We start from the raw sequence: 18067 nt of genomic DNA, 5'->3' as shown, positions 1-18067 counted from the left end.
AAGTTCCTCTAAAAGTTATGAGGCTAAAAAGAGAAAGTATAAGAGGAAAAACTACACCGAAAGCCTTTATACAAGAAAAAAAGAAGATGTGTCAAAGGAAAATAAATCTGGAGGTAAAAAGACTGGAAAAGATGCTGCAAGCGAAAAAGTTCATAATAGCCTTTCTAAAGAGCAGAGGAAAAAGCTAAAGAAAGATATGGCAAAGGTATCTGCCCTTTCAGGACTTGCCAAAGGAAGTGAAACCGTAAGGGATTATCTTTCTCATGGAAGTGATGAAAATAAAGGGGTGGAAGCAGGAGAAAAGACGGCGGACGCAAGCTCTAAACTCATTCATGGCATAAAGAAATATTCTGATAAGAAAAAGGCGAAGAAAGGATACGATCTTACAAATAAGGATTATAAAATCAGGAAGCGAAAATCGAAGCTTGAATTTCGTGATGCCAGAGAGAACCTGAAAAAGACGAATGAATATAAAAGAGCAAATGCCTATAAAAGATTTCAAAAGAAAAATCAGGTAAAGGCAGCCATTCGTCGTGAGAATAAGTCAAGGCTCAGAGATCGGATTAAAGAAAACCTCATCGGCTCGTTGAAAGGCTCAAAGAAATTTATAGTAAGAAAAGCAAAGGGACTTATGATTATTTTCATAGGTCTTATTATTTTGGGAACTTTCTTTATCAACTTTGCAGGAACGGGAATGACAGGCTTTATGAACTCCACAAGTTCTGTTCTTACAACAAGCTATTTGTCAAAGCCAAATGTCCTAAATGAAATCAATCAGAGCTTTTCTGCTATGGAGAGTGAGCTTCAAAATGAGGTTGATCATGTCAAAAATAACTATCCCGGCTATGACGAGTACATCTTAAATAATACAGAGTATATTGGTCATAATGTCCATGAGCTTTTATCCTATATTACATCAAGATGTGGAGAGGTAAAGAGTGTATCGGAAGTAGAATCCATATTAAAAGAATTGTTTGAGTCCATGTATGACCTTGAATATAGGGAAGAAGTTGAAATCAGATACAGGACAGTTACAGAAACCTATACCGATGAAGATGGCAACGAATATACCGAAAGTCATGAAGAACCTTATGAGTATAAAAAGCTCATTGTAACGCTGCATAAAAAAGAGATGGACAGCATTATCCGAAAGGTCTTTGCAAACTATCCAGACAACCTAAAGCATTATGAAGCCTTATTTCTTGCACAAGGAAATATGGGAGAAGCCTTTGGAAATTCTGACCTTATCAGTGCAAATGGTGGCGTAGGTGGTGGAGTTGAGTATGAAGCATCAAGTGAAGTTCAAAAGAAGATTGTTAATGCTGCATACATCACGCCATCTCCAGGTGCAGGCTGGTGTGCCATGTGGGTATCACAGGTCTATCAAAATGCAGGGCTTGGATATATTGGCGGAAATGCCTGCGATATGTACCGAAACTATACTTTTACATCAGACAGGTCAAAACTCAAGGTGGGAATGCTTGTAGCGGTGGAAAGCAGTAGTAGCGGAAGCACAGCAGGACTTACCTATGGTCATGTAGGAATTTATATTGGAGATGGTAAAGTTATGGATAATATTGGACGAATAAGAGTAACCACTTTAGACAATTGGATTGCGTCTTTCTGCAAGCATCATCCCGTAGGATTTGGATTCCCACCAAACGTAAAGAAATAGGAGGTAACAATGTGAAACGAGAATTAACGGTAGTGAAAAACAAAATAAAGAAGTTGAAGGATAAAAAGGCTCTGATTGATGAAGAATTGGAGCCTTTATTTATTCGTGAAGAAGAACTTGGAAACGAAGAAATCATTGCCATTTGCAGAAAGAACAACATTACAATCAGTGATTTGATGGCAAAGGTAAACAGACAAAGAGTAGAAATGAAAAAGGAGAAGTCAAATGAAAACCAGTTGGAAAAAGAATAAGAAGTTTTGGACAGCAGCACTTGCAGTCGTTGTAAGTATAAGCTGCCTTTTGGGTCTTTGGACAGTTGTTTATGCTCATGAGCAAAGCTTAACGGAAGCACCTACAAGCGATAAAGCTGTCCAAACACAAGTGGAAGTAAATGTAAAGTATATCTTTGAAGATGAAAAAGTTTATAAGGAAGAAAAGATAAAAGCTGAGAAAGGACAGCTTCTTGACAGCGGTGATCTGCCGATGCTCCCTGATAATATGAAATTTATTGATGAGTTTCTATTTTATGAAGTAAAAGGCGATGGAAATGATGAAATTATCCGAAAGGTAGCAAAGACTGAGGTTAAAGATAAAGAGACTCAGACAGAAGAAGAAAAGCCGAAAGAGGATGAGAGCTCGCAGACGAAAATTCCAAAGACGGAAGATAAGTCAACGCAGACAGAGCTTTCTAAAGATGATATTTCTAAAATGGAAAAAGATGCAAAGGAGCTTCAGGAAAAACTTGATAAGTTAAATAGCGAAATGAAGGATAAAGACAAATTAAGCGATAAGCAGAAAGAAAAAATCAAAGAACTTGAAGCCCAGATTGAAAGCTTGAAAGAAAAAATGAAAAAAGATAAGGAAAATAAGGACTTATCAGAAGACATGAAGAAGGAAATGGATAAGCTGAATAAAAAGATTAAAGAGCTTGAGGGAAAGGCAAATGAAGCAAACAAGGCTCCCGTAATATCTAATCCGTCTGTACCGAACAGCCCTATTTCCGGAATTAAGACAAACTCAGGCATTTCAAATCAAACACCTGTAAACAACACAGGAAAAAGCACAACTACACAGGCGAGTTCAGAAAATACTGTAAGAGATACAAGTAATTCTGAAACGAAAGAGAAAGATATTCGCTATCCTAATAAGCTGACACCGAAAGCTCCTGCCAATAACAATCAGGATTCATCTATGGACGGGACAAGTAAGACTGTCAATACTAATAAGGGAGTAGCTTCTGCTCCATCAAAGGCAAGAGGAACCGTTACGGAAAATAAGGACAATGCGAATAAGGACTATCCTATTCATCACGGGGATAGCGGCGATAATAAAGAAACGGATCTGTATTCTGCTGATGCAAGACAGTTTATTACCTTTCAAACGAAAAACGGTAAGACCTTCCATCTCATCATCAACCACGATGAGACACAAGAAAATGTAATGCTTTTAACGGAAGTATCTGAAGATGATCTTCTAAATATGGTTGAAAAGAAAGAGGCTCCGAAGCAGGAGATTAGCAAAGAGGAGCCAACTAAGGAAGAAGTAAAGCCTGAGAAAAAAGAAGAAAAGAGTAATTTAGGAACATACATTATTCTGCTTCTTGTTATAGGCGGAGCATTAGGAGCAGGTTATTACTTTAAGGTCGTAAAAAAGAAAGAGGATAAGGAGCTTGAAGCATTAGAGGAAGAAGATGATGATTTCTTTTCGGAAGCAGAAAGTGAGGAAGAAATAGGAGAAGCAGAAGAAACAGAAGCTTATGATGAAGAATAAATGCATCTTAAAATATATTGTTATGGGTGCAAACGCAGGGCGGGAGAGTAAAATCTTTCGCCCTTTTACAATGAAAGCAGGAGGAAAAATATACATGGAACATATACTTGTGATAGCAGAAAAACCGAGTGTAGCTATATCAATTGCAAAGGTAATAGGAGCTACAAAAAAGAAAGATGGATACTATGAGGGAAATGGATATAAGGTATCTTGGTGCGTAGGTCATCTAATTCAGATGGCAAATCCGGACGCTTATGATGAAAAATACGCTAAGTGGAATATATCGGATTTACCGATTATTCCGAAGCAGTACAAATTTGAAGTGGCAAAGGCTACAAAAAAGCAGTTTAATATCCTTAAAAAGTTGATGAATGATAAGGAGATTGATACGGTTATCAATGCGTGCGATGCGGGAAGAGAAGGAGAAAGTATTTTTCGACTGGTATATAACGAAGCTAAATGCAAAAAGAAAATGCAGCGTCTTTGGATTTCGTCAATGGAAGATAGTGCTATCAAAGAGGGATTTTCCAATCTAAAGAATGGTGAAGATTACGATAAGCTCTTTGAATCGGCACAGGCAAGAGCTATTGCAGACTGGCTTGTTGGAATGAATATCAGTAGGCTCTATTCTTGCCTGTATAAGCAAAATTACAGTGTCGGGAGAGTGCAAACCCCAACACTTTACATGATTGTAAAAAGAGATGATGAAATAAGTAATTTTAAGAAAGAAAAATACTACACCGTAGAGCTTTCTATGAACGGCTTTACATTATCGACAGACAAAATTGGTGATGAAATAACCGCAGAGCAGCTTATTAATTTAATAGGCGATAATATTGAAATAACTGATGTCATTCAAAAAGAAAAGATTACAAAGCCGGATTTACCCTTTGACCTAACAACACTTCAAAGAGAGTGTAATAAATATTTTGGATATTCAGCAAAGCAGACGCTTGATTACGCTCAAAGCCTGTATGAAAAGAAACTTATTACCTATCCAAGAACAGACAGCAGATGCTTAACGGAAGATATGATTGTAAGTTCGGTCAATAACATTTTAGGGAAAAATGATTTTGATACAGAGCGTATCAAGACGGTATTTAACTCAAAAAATGTTACGGATCATCACGCTATTATTCCGACAGTAAGCTCGTTGAGTGAAGATTTATCGAGTATCCCTGATAGTGAAACAAAAGTATATAGGCTTATTTCTAATAAGCTTCACGCAAGTGTAGGCTATCCATTAGTGGAAAACACAACAAAGATTGTAGCTGAATTTGACGGGTTTGAATTTACAAGTTCAGGAAGGGTAATTAGAGACGAGGGCTTTAGCAAATACCTTAAAGAATACAAGTCCAAGAAGAATGAGTTCATAGAGCTTCCTGATGTAAGTATTGGTGATGTTTTAAGTATTGAAAATAAAGAAATTAAAGAAAAATTTACTCAACCACCGAAACACTTTACTGAAGATACGCTTCTAAAGTCTATGGAGATTGCAGGAAATGAAGCCTTAGAAAAAGGTGTAGAAGTGGAAAGAAAGGGACTTGGAACACCTGCAACAAGGGCAGGAATTATTGAAAACTTAATCTATAAGGGTTTTGTCGAAAGAGATAAGAAAAATTTGATTGCCACGCATAAGGGGATCAGCCTTGTAACAATAGTATCCGATGCCTTTAAGTCAGCGGAAACAACTGCAAAGTGGGAAATGGAATTAGCGGATATTGCCAAAGGGAAATCTTCAAAGGAAGAATTTTTAGAAGCGATTGAAAATGAAATAAAAGAGGTTGTTCTGACATATAGTAAGTAATAGATAACTAATTCAGAGTGGAAAAAAAACTCCAAAAGTGCTATAATTTTGTAGGAAAAGTAGGGCGAAAGGAAGTATATATGGAAGATATATTTATGGATACTGCAAAAGTTATGGCAAAAGGACAGGTTACTATTCCGAAAAGGATAAGGGAACTTTTAAATTTAGAAAATGGAGATTATGTTACTTTTGTAGTTAATAAAGATAAAGTGCAAATTCAAAATTCTAAGGCTTTTATTGAAGAAAACATTAAAAAATAACAGCACGTTTTTAGAGGTAGGTGAAACAATGAATAAGGATAAGATGGTATTGCAGAATACAGATATTGGAAAAGATAATCATCAGTTTGATGATATTGTTAAGATTGTCGAAAGTGCAAAGGATCGTGCTTATAGAAAAGTCAATGAAGAATTGATTTTGATGTATCAGGAAGTGGGAAAGTATATAAGTGAGAAAAGTAAAGAAGCAGGTTATGGGTCAAATTTTGTGGAAAATGTTGCCGATTTTTTCTCTGAAAATTATCCTGATTTAAAAGGATTTACCCGTAGGGGGCTTTATAGAATGAGGCAATTCTATGAGCTATATAAGGATGATGAAAAAGTGTCAACGTTGTTGACACAATTGAGCTGGTCTAATCATTTGAAAATAATGTCAGGATCTAAAAGTAAAGAAGAAAGAGAATTCTACATTAACTTAGCAATTAAGGAGAATCTAACTCACCGAGAGTTGGTAAGGCAGATGGACAGTGGCTATTATGAACGTTATATGCTTTCAAATAGTAACGATTTGCCTGCTATACAAAGGGCAAAACAAGAGACGCATAATTTGTTTATGGACAGTTATGTTTTAGAATTTCTTGATGCTCCCAAGATTGGAAATGAAAGAGAATTTCAGAAGTCAATTCTCCAGAATCTGAAGAACTTTATTTTAGAGATTGGGAAAGATTTTTCCTTTATAGGTAATGAGTATAGGGTACAGGTTGGCAATCATGATTACTATGTAGATTTGTTATTCTATCATAGGGGACTATCTTGTTTAGTTGCATTTGAATTAAAAATTGGAGAGTTTAAGCCGGAATATATCGGAAAAATGAACCTGTATTTAGAAGCACTGGATAGAGAAGTAAAGAAACAAACTGAAAATCCAAGCGTAGGAGTAATCCTTTGTGCTTCAAAAGATGATGAGGTAGTAGAATTTGCATTAAGTAGAAGTCTTTCGCCTACAATGGTATCGGAGTATACATTAAAACTGATAGATAAGAATTTGTTGCAACGAAAATTAAAAGAATATGTAGATATTGCGGAAGAAACAAACGAATAAAATTTAATAAATATAATGCGTAAAAGGTGATTAGAGTAAAATCTAACCGCCTTTTTTTTGTTTGGAAAAACGAAGGAGGTAAAAATGCGAATAAATGATTTTCATAACATTTTGGAGCTTATAAAACAAGATGTGCTTCATAGTGAAGCAGAGTATCTGAAGCTCTTAAAGGTTGTCGGAAACAATCAAAGATATGACTTTAGAAGTCAATTAAGTATCTATGATAAAAATCCTGAAGCAATAGCTTGTGCCAAGTTTGACTACTGGAGGGAACGTTTTAATCGAACAGTAATGCGAGGACAGAAAGGTATCCCCATTTTAGAGAACTATGGCACATTCAAAAAAGTGGACTATATTTTTGATATAGGTCAGACAGTTTCAAGAAACAGAGATGTCAATGAAGTAAATCTTTGGAAGTTTGACAAAGAAAATCATCAAGATGTGTTAAAGGAAATGATAAAAAGCGAGGGCTATGAGGAAAGTGAAAGCACACTTGAAAACATCTTTTCTTTAAGCAGACTCTACGGTGATGAAAAAATAGAGACCTTAATGAATGAACTTAGAGTAGCGGATGAGGATAGAATATCCTTTACCAAGTTTGTAAGGGACTCGGTAAGCTATGCGGTAGCGTCAAGATTTAAGTTAGATTATTCGATAGATTACGAGCTTTTAAGAGAGAATTTTCAAAGACTTGACAGCATATCTCTAATGAGTCTTGGTGAAACCGTATCGGATATTAGCGGAAAGATTATTGATGCGACCATTCAAAAAAGCAAAGAACTTGAGCTTCAAAAAGAAGTTTTAAGAGGAAAAGAAGCGGGATATAATAAGATTAAAGAAGAATTAGAGGAGGTAGAAGCATATGTACTTCGACGAGATGATCAGGAAAGAAATGAAAACGAGCGAGTTCTCCGAAATGGAGAGTACGGACGAGATAATAGAGAAAATCAAGGAGAATACGCTAAACAGCTTGGAGGAAGAGACGGACTTCATAAGGAAGTATCCAAATCCGACCTACGCAGTGATGAGGCTGGAGTTTCTTTCACAGAGCGAGGAGCAGAGCCACTTCGAGATGTTAGTAGATCTATACAAGGAGAAGAAGTTGACAGGACGCCTGATGGACATTCAGAAACAGGCGATAGAATTTATGAGAACAGAGAAACCGAAACTGATGGCAGCTTGGAAGATAGAGGACGAGAACAATCCGCAGTATGGGGCGATGATTTCAGCCCTAAAGGAAGTGACCATCAAGGAAGTAGTGGAAATTTAAAAGAAAATACTGAGGCAGAGATAAGAGAAGCTGAAAAGGCTTCTTTTTCTTTACCAGAAAACTCCTATGGACAGACACGCCTTACGATTCCGCTAACTGAGAATGATATAGATACCGTCCTTATTAACGGAGGAAATCACGATGGCGGCAGACTTCCTGTTATTGCTGAGTTTTCCAAAGAAAAAACAGTAGAAGAATTAGGAGAATACCTCAAAGATACCTTTAAAGGCGGAAACGGGTTTTACATTGATGAAAGAGAAGTATCTTCCTGGTATTCGGATAAAGGCATTCATTTAGCCTATGGAACTTCTGCAAGAGAAGATGATACGCAGGTCTTAAACTGGAATGATGCTGCAAAGAGGATAAATGAACTTCTTAATAGTGGGGAATTTGCTACAAATGTAGAGCTTTTTGAAGCTCTTGATTATGAAAGAGATCGGATTTCAGAATCTCTATGGTATCTATCTCATGATTTAAGTGAAGAAGGAAAAGAGCAAGGATATTTTGAACTTTTTGAAAGAGGCGGGGGCTTTTCGGAAGAAACAAAAAGATTATCTGAAGCATTAAAAAATCCTGAGTATCTGAAAGAAACAATCAGAGAATATGACAGATTTTTAGCAGGATATAAAGAAAATAGGAATGTACTAAGGTTTCACTATCACAAGGTAGATAGCCTTTATCAGAAATTACAGGAACTTGAGCTGCCACGAAAGGAATATAGCACCAATTTGACAGAACTTCCGAAGGTAAAGTCCTTTATTACAGAAGATGAAGTCCTTGAAAGTCTTTCAAGAGGAAGTGGCGTTGATAGAGGAAAAGAACGAATCACCAAGTTTTTTAAAGAAAATCATACGCTTCAGGAAAAAGCGAATTTCTTAAAAGACGAATATGGAATTGGAGGACATTCCCATGCTGTTTCCGGAGCAATGGGAAGTGATGAATGGCACGATGCTAAGGGACTTAAATTACAGAAAAATGATTGTAATGATGTGTTTCTTACTTGGACAAGTGTTGCAAAGCATATCGACGAGCTGTTTTCTAAAAATCTTTATCTTGAAGAAAAGGAAACAGAAAACAAGTCAGAGATTGAAGAACCACAATATTATTCCAAAGATGATCCTGAAAACTTAATGACCGATGAAATGCTTGAAAGAGTGCCGGAACTTTACGCACAGGAGGATGTAGCATTAGCGGATAAAGAGGTTCATGCTGCATATATCATTCCTTTCCGTTCTAATTGGACTTGGTATATGACGGAATATGACAGGGAAAGTGGCGATGCCTTTGGACTGGTACTTGGGATTGAACCTGAATGGGGATATTTTAATCTTGAAGAACTAAAGGAATTAAATGCCCAAAGGCTTATTTTAGAAGATTTTCCAAAGACCTTTAGAGAGCTGAAAGATACAGAACTTAAAAAGCAGATGGATGAGCAGGAGCTTCAGTCTGTCTTTAATGGAGAACTTAGCTTTGTAGAAGAAGAACTTGAAGCACCTGAAGAAACAGAAGAAGTTAGAAGGGCTGACACAGTTCAAGCTACCTTATTTGATTACCTAAAGGTTAGAGAAGAAGTAGAACTGAATAAAAAAGAGGAAATCCCTTTAGAGGATTTTGCAGTTAAAGCAGGTGATACCGTCTACTTTCATCATGAAGAGTACAAAGTCAGAGAAATTTCTAAAAATGAAATCACAGGAAGAAATGACTTGTGGCTTGATCCTGTAAGGCAAGGCAATCATCAAATTCCGATTGTAGCCTTTACAGATAATGAGGATCTTATGAAGCAGATAAGCCTTGAAAGACCGAACTTTATTGTCGGAGATGAAGTCAAATACAAGGATAAAGACTATACCATCACACGCTTTGATGATATGGGAAATAACCTAAAGACGGTAACGGTTAAGGACAATACAGAATATCTTGGCGGTATGATAACAGGCTCCGATGTGATTCCTTATCGTCTGGAAGGCGACCTTGAGAGGGTATTTCAAAATCAAACATATAAACATCAAGAGCAGACTACTGAAGAAACTCAAATAAGGGAAGTGGAAGCTCATAACTTTAAAATTAAGGAAGAAACGCTCCCGGACAAGTTATCTCCAAGTGAAAGGTTAAATAATAACCTTGAAGCAATCTCTATGCTGAGTCGCATTGAAAGCGGACAAAGAGAGCTTGACAGTACAGCTCAGGAAGTTTTAGCAAGGTATGTAGGCTGGGGAGGACTTGCTGATGTATTCGATGAAGAAAAAGGTGGACAGTGGAAAGAAGCAAGGAGCTTTCTAAAAGAGAACTTATCGCAGGCAGAGTATGAAGCTGCAAGAGAATCTACTTTAACGAGCTTTTTCACACCGAAAACAGTGATTGACGGAGTGTATAAGACGCTTTCGGATATGGGATTTAAACAGGGAAACATTTTAGAGCCAAGTATGGGAATAGGAAACTTTATAGGCAATATCCCTGATGAAATGAATAAGTCTAAGTTTTATGGTGTAGAGCTTGACTCTGTAAGCGGTCGAATTGGAAAGCTGTTATACCCTGAAAGTGATATACAGATTAAGGGGCTTGAAGAAACTTCCTTCTCCAATAACTTCTTTGATGCGATTATCGGCAATGTACCCTTTGGAGAATATAAGGTAAATGACAGGGAGTATAACAAAAATAACTTCCTTATCCATGATTATTTCTTTGCCAAGTCCATTGATAAAGTAAGAAACGGAGGTATTATTGCCTTTATTACATCAAGCGGAACGATGGATAAAAAGGACGAAAGTGTAAGACGCTACCTTGCAGCAAGAGCAGAGTTTTTAGGAGCGATAAGACTTCCGAACGATACCTTTAAGGGCGTAGCAGGAACAGAAGTAACCTCAGATATTATCTTCCTAAAGAAAAGGGACAGTATCAGAGAAAGGGATGAGGATTGGATTCACCTTGCTGAAGATGAAAACGGGCTTTTATATAACAAATACTTTGTTGATCATCCTGAACAGGTGCTTGGTTCTATGGAAGAAATATCCGGAAGATTTGGGAATACAATAGCTTGCCTGCCAAAAGAAAACACAGACTTAAAGGAGCTACTGACAAAAGCAAGCGAAGAAATCTCTAAAAATGCTAATTATGAAGAAATAGAGCTACTTGATGATGAAATTACCTCAATTCCTGCCACAGATGATGTTAAAAACTTTTCATATACCATTATTGATGATGAAGTTTATTACAGAGAAAACTCCCTGTTTGTAAAGAAAGAAGTAACGGATAAAAACAAGGAAAAGATTAAGGACTATCTTGAGTTAAATGTTGCCTTAAAGGACGTTATTTACAAACAGAAAGAAGATTTTTCAGATGATGAAGTAAAGAAAGCTCAGGAAAAACTAAATGAAATTTATGACAGCTTTTCTAAGAAACATGGATATGTCAATAACCTTTCTAATACCAGAGCCTTAAAAGAGGATAGCAACTTCCCGCTTGTTTCTTCCATTGAAATCCTTGACGAAGAAGAAAACTTCAAAGCAAAGGGAGATATTTTCTCCAAGCGAACAATCACAAAGGCGAAGGTTATCGACCATGTAGACACTTCCCTTGAAGCTCTTGTTTTATCGGTATCTGAAAAAGGATATGTGGATTTTGAGTATATGGGAAGCCTTACAGATAAAGACAGACCGACTTTGATAGAAGAACTTAGAGGAGAAATCTATCTAAACATCAGAGAAGAACAAAACTTTTATAGACCATTATCTTTTAACCTTGAAGATGGAGATCTACCTTTTGCCTGTGCAAACGGCAGTAATTCATATAAGTACGGCTATGTAACAAAGGATGAGTATCTAAGCGGAAATATCAGAGATAAGATTGCTATTGTAGACAGTTACCTTGCAAAGTTAAGACAAACCGAAAGAGAGTTACCTCATCTTGGCTATGAGGAAGGTGGCAAAGAAAAAGAGCTGATAAGCTATGAGATGAACCGTTTGGAATATCAAAAGGCAGAGCTTACAAAAGTTCTTCCAAAGGAGCTTGAAGCAAGTGAAATCAATATAAGACTCGGAGCTACTTGGATACCGAATAAGGATATTGAAAAATTCATCTTTGAAACGCTGAAAACTCCGGGATATGCCAAATGGGATATTAAGGTTAAATTTTCAAATCTGACAAGTGAATGGAATGTTGAAGGAAAGAGCAGGGACAGAGGAAATGACCTTGCAGAGATGACCTACGGCACCTCAAGGGTAAATGCCTATAAGCTGATTGAAGATGCACTGAACTTAAAAGAAACAAAGGTATTTGACCAGATTGTAAATCCGGACGGCTCGAAAACTTCTGTATTAAATAAAAAGGAAACGCTTCTTGCAGGACAGAAACAGGAGCTTATAAAGGAAGAATTTAAGAACTGGATATTTAGCGACCAAGAACGTAGAAACAGACTTGTAAAGTTATATAACGAGCGTTTTAACTCTATCCGTAACAGAGAATATGACGGCAGCAACCTTTCTTTTGAGGGAATGACCACAGAAATTGATTTAAGACCTCATCAAAGAAATGCCATAGCAAGAAGCCTTTATGGAGGAAATAACTTGCTTGCCCATGTGGTAGGTAGTGGTAAGACCTTTGAAATGGTGGCGTCTGCGATGGAAAGTAAAAGGCTTGGAATGTGCAGTAAGTCCTTGTTTGTTGTTCCCAATCACTTAACAGGTCAAATCGGTCGTGAGTTTATGCAGCTATATCCGTCAGCTAACATTATGGTTGCAGATAAGAAAGACTTTGAGCCGAAAAACAGAAAAAGATTTATCGGAAGAATTGCCACAGGAGAGTATGATGCCGTTGTAATCGGGCATACACAGTTTGAAAAGATCCCGATGAGTAAGGAATATCAGGAAAAGCATATTCAAGATCAGATTGATGAAATTATAAACTATGTGGAGGAATATAAGCATGACAGAAATCAGAATTTTACCGTAAAGCAACTTGAAAAAACAAAAAAGAAGCTGGAAACAAGGCTTGAAAAGTTAAACGATGATTTTAAGAAAGATGATGTCATAACCTTTGAGGAATTAGGTGTAGATAAGCTCTTTATTGACGAGGCACATAATTACAAAAATCTCTATCTTTACACCAAAATGAGAAATGTAGCAGGTATTGGGCAGTCTGAAGCCTTTAAGTCCTCCGATATGTTTATGAAGTGCAGATACATGGATGAAATGACAGGTGGAAAAGGTATTGTCTTTGCCACTGGAACGCCTGTCAGTAACTCGATGACAGAGCTTTATACTATGCAGCGTTATCTTCAGTATGAAAGCCTTAAAAAGAATAATTTGGAGCATTTTGATAGCTGGGCTTCTACCTTTGGTGAAACGCAGTCAGCTTTTGAATTATCTCCTGAAGGGACAGGGTATAGAGTAAAGACAAGATTTTCCAAGTTCTATAACCTTCCTGAACTAATGTCTATGTTTAAAGAAGTTGCGGATATTCAGACAGCAGATATGCTTAATCTTCCTACACCTGAAGCACACTATGAAGTTATTAAAACTTTGCCAAGTGAGGAGCAAAAAGAAATCCTAAAGAGTTTATCGGAAAGAGCTGAAGATGTGAGAAACAGGGTAGTAGAGCCGGATGAAGATAATATGCTGAAGATTACCAATGACGGTAAGAAACTCGCCTTAGATCAGCGTTTAATCAATCCACTGCTTCCGGATAATCCTGACAGCAAGGTCAATGTGTGCGTGAAAAATGTTTTTGCCATTTGGGATAAGACAAAAGAAAATAAGTCTACACAGCTTCTTTTCTCCGATATGTCAACTCCAAAAGGAGATGGAGAGTTTAATATTTACGATGATATTAGAGAAAAACTTGTGGCAATGGGAATACCGAAAGAAGAAATAGCCTTTATCCATGAAGCAAATTCTGATAAGCAAAAGGATGAACTCTTTGCAAAGGTAAGAAAAGGTGAGATTCGTATTTTAATGGGTTCAACACAGAAAATGGGAGCCGGAACGAATGTGCAAAACAAGCTGATTGCACTTCATGATTTAGATGTCCCATGGCGTCCTGCCGACCTTGAGCAGAGAGCCGGAAGAATTGTAAGACAGGGAAATGAAAACAAGGAAGTGAATATCTATCGTTATGTTACGGAGAATACCTTTGATGCGTACCTTTGGCAGACCATCGAGAATAAACAGAAGTTCATTTCTCAGATTATGACAAGTAAAACACCTGTCAGAGTGGCGGAAGATGTGGACGAAAGCAGCTTAAACTATGCAGAGATTAAAGCCCTTGCTACAGGTGATCCGAAAATCAAGGAGAAAATGGACTTAGATAATGAAGTTACAAAACTTAAAATGCTTGAAGCAAACTACAAGTCCAACCGTTACAGATTAGAGGATAAGGTTGCTAAAAACTATCCGGAAGAAATTTCAAGAACAGAAAAACTCATAGAAGCTGTCAAGAAAGATATATCAGAAGTTGAACCTAAAGCGGAAGGAGAGGAAAAGTTTACTTCCATTACCATTTTAGGTGAGAAATTTACGGATAAGAAATTAGCCGGAGAAAAGCTGCTTGAAGCTATTTCTAAAGTAAAAATCAATGAAAGCAAAGTTATCGGTAAGTATAGAAACATGGATTTAGAGGTAAGTTACAATTTCTTCACCAATGAGCATAACTTCAGCTTAAACGGTGCTGCAAAGCATTCAGGAGAGCTTGGAACGAGTGCGGACGGTAATATTACAAGGCTTGATAATGCTCTTGAGAAAATGCCTGAGAAATTAAAGAGGCTTGAAGAAAAGCTCTTCAGCACAAAAGAACAGCTTGAAAATGCCAAAGAGGAATTACAAAAGCCTTTTGAAAAAGCTGATGAACTAAAGGATAAGGTGCTTCGCTTGGCAGAACTGAATAAGCTCCTTGATATGGGAGAAGTGGAAGAAAAGAGAAATGATAATCCCCTTGCAGAAGATGTAAAACGAGCCATCATTGACTTCTGCAACAGAGAGTATGAAGAAAATCATAGTTATGATGAGTTTGACGTTCTATATCCTGATTTAAAGCACATAGGAATTGCTTATACTGATACACCGGATGAAAGACATGGCATACAGTTTGAGTTAGATCTTGAGAATTATACAGCAACTCAATATGTAAATGATGTTGTAGTAAGTCATTATGATTATGTAAAGGAAAATGGAAGTGTTGAAAAGGCTCTTGATGTCATAAAATTTGAAATGGAAAATGGAGAGTTTAATACCTTTGTTTCGGTAGATGAAGAAGAATTAAAGCAAGCAATGGGACTTAAAATTGATGATGAAGGTAACTTCTATGATCCACTTTCTAAAGACCTTGATAATGATGGAATTGCTGACAGATATGACAATGACTTTAAGGACAGCGATTATTTTGAGTCAACCTATGATGTTGAAGATAATCTGCATACCAAAGAGGAAGCCACACAGAAAACGGGTGATAAACCATCTATCTTAGGACAGATAAGAGCCTATCAGGAAGAAAGTAAAACAGAAGAAAAACAAACTGCAAAAGAACAGGAATATGTACGATAAGGGATGGAAACCTCCCTTTTACCATGAAAGGAGATAAAACATGGATTACAAAACAATGAGAAATCAGATAGAAGATATGGTAAGTGATAATCACAAGGACTTTGTTAAGGCGGTTATCAGCATGGAAAAAGGTATCAACGATGAAAGTGCTTTGGATAAGCTCTATGAGGCTTATATGGACAATGACACCGTTAATTTATTGCATGAGGAATTTGATTACATGATTGAAGATTTAAGAGAACAGGGGCAGATTAAAGATCTTCCTTATGTTCAAGAGGAGAAAGATAATCTTGTTAATATCGTTGGAAATATTGTAGGAAAGATCGATGTAGTTGAAAGAGAAAATAAGAACGGAGAAGCCTTCAAGGTAGTAAATTTCTCTGTGGCATCTAAAGATGATGAGGGGAATAAGGTATATCATAATTGCTCCGCATACGGAGAAAAGGGTGATATTCCAAAAGACTTTAAGCAGGGAGATTTTGTAAAACTCTTTGGACAGATCAGAACTTCCGTTGACGATAACGGCAAGGAACATACTAACATCAGGATACTTTCTTCAAAGCTCTTAAAGGCAAAAGAACAGATGAAAGGTCGAGATGAAAAGAAAGAGTCTGTGCTTGGAGCTATCAAAAAATATCAGGCTGAAGATAAGGAAAAGCCTAAAGAAAAGAAAGAAACATCAAAAGAAGCTGAGAGATAAACTTATGGTCGGTGTGGTCTTAGGACTGCACCGACTCTTTTTTTTATTTGCGAAAAAAGGAGATAAAGATTATCTCTCCATCTCCTTACCCATATAAATTCCGTAATTTTTTCGTATCTTATAAAGCTCGTCCATAGTGGATTTTGAGGAAGAATACTCTTGCATAAGGGTGTTCTTTTTTTCTTGTAATTTATCAAGCTCAGCTAAAATATCCTTTGAATTTGGGAGCTTGGAATAGGATTTTTTAAGCTCTGAGAGAGCCTTTTCATATAGGGTAATCTGAACTTTGTACTCTTCAAAAAATGCCTTGTCAGACGGATTAGCAGTATATTCCTTGTAGCACGCTCTGTATTTTTTAACGGTATGAACTTGTTCCATAGTGGTAGAAAGCTTCTGCATTTCCTTATCAATAGCCTTGATTTTCTCTTGTATATTTTGCCTTTCATCGGCTGCTTTTTGAATATACTCGTCAAGCTGTTTAACGGATTTAATGCCATGTTCTCTGATATAAATAACAGACTCAGCCATTGTATGAAGGTTATGTTTGGTTGCCCAATATTCGTAGCCTTTGCTTTCTTTTACTTTAACATTTGTGTTCATGTCAATAACATTGCCGATGCGTTTTTTGACGGTAGGAGTCTTGATAAACTCTCTTTCTGCAATTCGTTCTTTTAATCTTTCTTCGGTATAATCTTCTCCGATTGTTTTAGCCCTTGTAAATCTCGCCTTACCTTTTGGCTTAAAAGCAATGTGCTTACCGTATTTGATTTCATAGCCAAGATCAGTCATCTTCTTTAAAAATTCGTCCCAGTCCTTTGACTGTTTTATTATTCTATCAATGTCAAATTGAAGCTTACTTTTCCAAGAAGCGCCATGTTTTGCCTGTTCGTTTTCATACCAAGATTTACCGTTAGTCTTATATTTTTTCTTATAGCGTTCGTAAAACTCGTCAATGACAGATAGGTTATTTTCTTTGCAGAGTTTATCGTTCTGATAACGGATTTGATGGTAGCTTTTCTTGTTAGACTGGTAGCACCTACCTGTTACCATATTTACATTATTGAAGATGATGTGATTGTGGATATGCCCCTTATCTACGTGAGTAGATAAGACAAATTCGTACTCATCTTTGAGTATCTTTTTACACAGCTCCATACCAATCTGGTGAGCCAATTCAGGACTTGTTTCTCCCGGTAAAAATGATTGAATGAGATGTCTTGCAAGAACGGTTCCTTTTGTTCCTGCGTCATTTCGTGTCCTTAAAAACTGAGTGTGAGCAGTTGATTCGTGGCATTTATGAGTGCTTACTAAAAGCTGCTCGTCTGTTTTATCTCCATTTACAATGTAGTCGATAGCAAGATTAAGAGTCGATTTTATTGGATGTATTTTTGTAATAGCCATTATTATTCACCTTCCGTTTCAGATGTTCTTTTCAGAAGTAGTGAATGAATTTGCCACAGCTCTTTTGAGAAATGTTCAATCTCTTTTTTTATATCACTGATGTCCTCTTTGTAGATTACACCTGTCGAATTTACTCGCTTTGCAATCTGATTGATATTGTTTGTTGCATTAGAAAGCAAGCCTTGTAAATCCCTGAAAGGCTCTAAATCCACTTGATAAATTTCCTTTTCCAAAACGCATTTGCGGATGAAATGGCTCATGTTTCTACACTTCGCAAGTCTTTTTTTCTCTTCAAAAAGAGCCTTTTCTTCTTCAGTTAGTTTAATTTCAAGTCTTTCGTTTCTTATTCTATTTGCCATAGTTAGTTACTCCTTTGAATGTATTTCGGGGTCTTAGGGTTCTCCCTAACAAGTTAAAAATTGATAAAAAAAGAAGCAGATCCCAAAGGGCTGCTTCGTCAATTTTTTCGTAAGTGTCCGTACACTTACTGTGCTTGCTACAAAAGATAGCAAGCATTAAGCATATTTTCAAAACAGTATATCAAATTTAACAAGAGATGGGAAGAGGGAGGCTCATATTTATGGTATAATAG

At 36.8% G+C, this 18067-nt stretch carries 10 protein-coding genes; 8 read left to right on the top strand and 2 right to left on the bottom strand.

Annotated features, from left to right (window positions below; all coding sequences use genetic code 11):
- From HGKM_RS06045 to HGKM_RS06010, 8 genes are all read left to right on the top strand, one after another.
- Positions 1-1675, top strand: a 1675-nt coding sequence (locus HGKM_RS06045; protein ID WP_034579775.1) for a CHAP domain-containing protein, incomplete at its 5' end; no start/stop codon positions are given.
- An 11-nt stretch (positions 1676-1686) separates the two neighbouring features.
- Complete coding sequence (locus HGKM_RS06040) at positions 1687-1926, top strand: hypothetical protein (protein WP_019134442.1); 240 nt, start codon at positions 1687-1689, stop codon at positions 1924-1926.
- Positions 1901-3445, top strand: a complete 1545-nt coding sequence (locus HGKM_RS06035; protein WP_019134441.1) for a CD1107 family mobile element protein — start codon at positions 1901-1903, stop codon at positions 3443-3445. The genes HGKM_RS06040 and HGKM_RS06035 overlap by 26 nt, the downstream gene beginning before the upstream one ends.
- Positions 3446-3539: 94 nt before the next feature.
- Positions 3540-5252, top strand: a complete 1713-nt coding sequence (locus HGKM_RS06030; protein WP_034579773.1) for a DNA topoisomerase 3 — start codon at positions 3540-3542, stop codon at positions 5250-5252.
- 80 nt (positions 5253-5332) lie between these two features.
- Positions 5333-5512, top strand: coding sequence for an AbrB/MazE/SpoVT family DNA-binding domain-containing protein (locus HGKM_RS06025; protein ID WP_000389423.1), 180 nt, complete (start codon positions 5333-5335; stop codon positions 5510-5512).
- A 28-nt stretch (positions 5513-5540) separates the two neighbouring features.
- The gene (locus HGKM_RS06020) at positions 5541-6572 is read left to right on the top strand and encodes a PDDEXK nuclease domain-containing protein (protein WP_001030694.1); all 1032 of its coding nucleotides are present in this window, start codon (positions 5541-5543) and stop codon (positions 6570-6572) included.
- An 84-nt stretch (positions 6573-6656) separates the two neighbouring features.
- On the top strand, positions 6657-15374 hold the full coding sequence (locus HGKM_RS06015) for a helicase-related protein (RefSeq protein ID WP_019134439.1): 8718 nt from the start codon (positions 6657-6659) through the stop codon (positions 15372-15374).
- A gap of 40 nt (positions 15375-15414) precedes the next feature.
- Positions 15415-16074 (top strand): single-stranded DNA-binding protein, encoded by a 660-nt coding sequence (locus HGKM_RS06010; RefSeq protein WP_009381489.1) that lies wholly within the window; start codon positions 15415-15417, stop codon positions 16072-16074.
- Between the two features lie 69 nt (positions 16075-16143).
- On the opposite strand, the gene HGKM_RS06005 is transcribed toward HGKM_RS06010, so the two are convergent.
- Positions 16144-17475: a relaxase/mobilization nuclease domain-containing protein gene (locus tag HGKM_RS06005; RefSeq protein ID WP_019134438.1), complete on the bottom strand. Its 1332-nt coding sequence runs from the start codon at positions 17473-17475 to the stop codon at positions 16144-16146.
- A gap of 2 nt (positions 17476-17477) precedes the next feature.
- Positions 17478-17834 (bottom strand): plasmid mobilization protein, encoded by a 357-nt coding sequence (locus HGKM_RS06000; protein WP_000013382.1) that lies wholly within the window; start codon positions 17832-17834, stop codon positions 17478-17480.
- Positions 17835-18067 lie beyond the last annotated feature (233 nt).

The organism is Kallipyga massiliensis ph2 (assembly GCF_000311985.1).
Taxonomy (GTDB): Bacteria; Bacillota; Clostridia; order Tissierellales; family Peptoniphilaceae; genus Kallipyga; species Kallipyga massiliensis.
The sequence above is the reverse complement of the archived record's forward strand: the minus strand, read 5'-3'. Positions and strand labels throughout refer to the sequence as shown.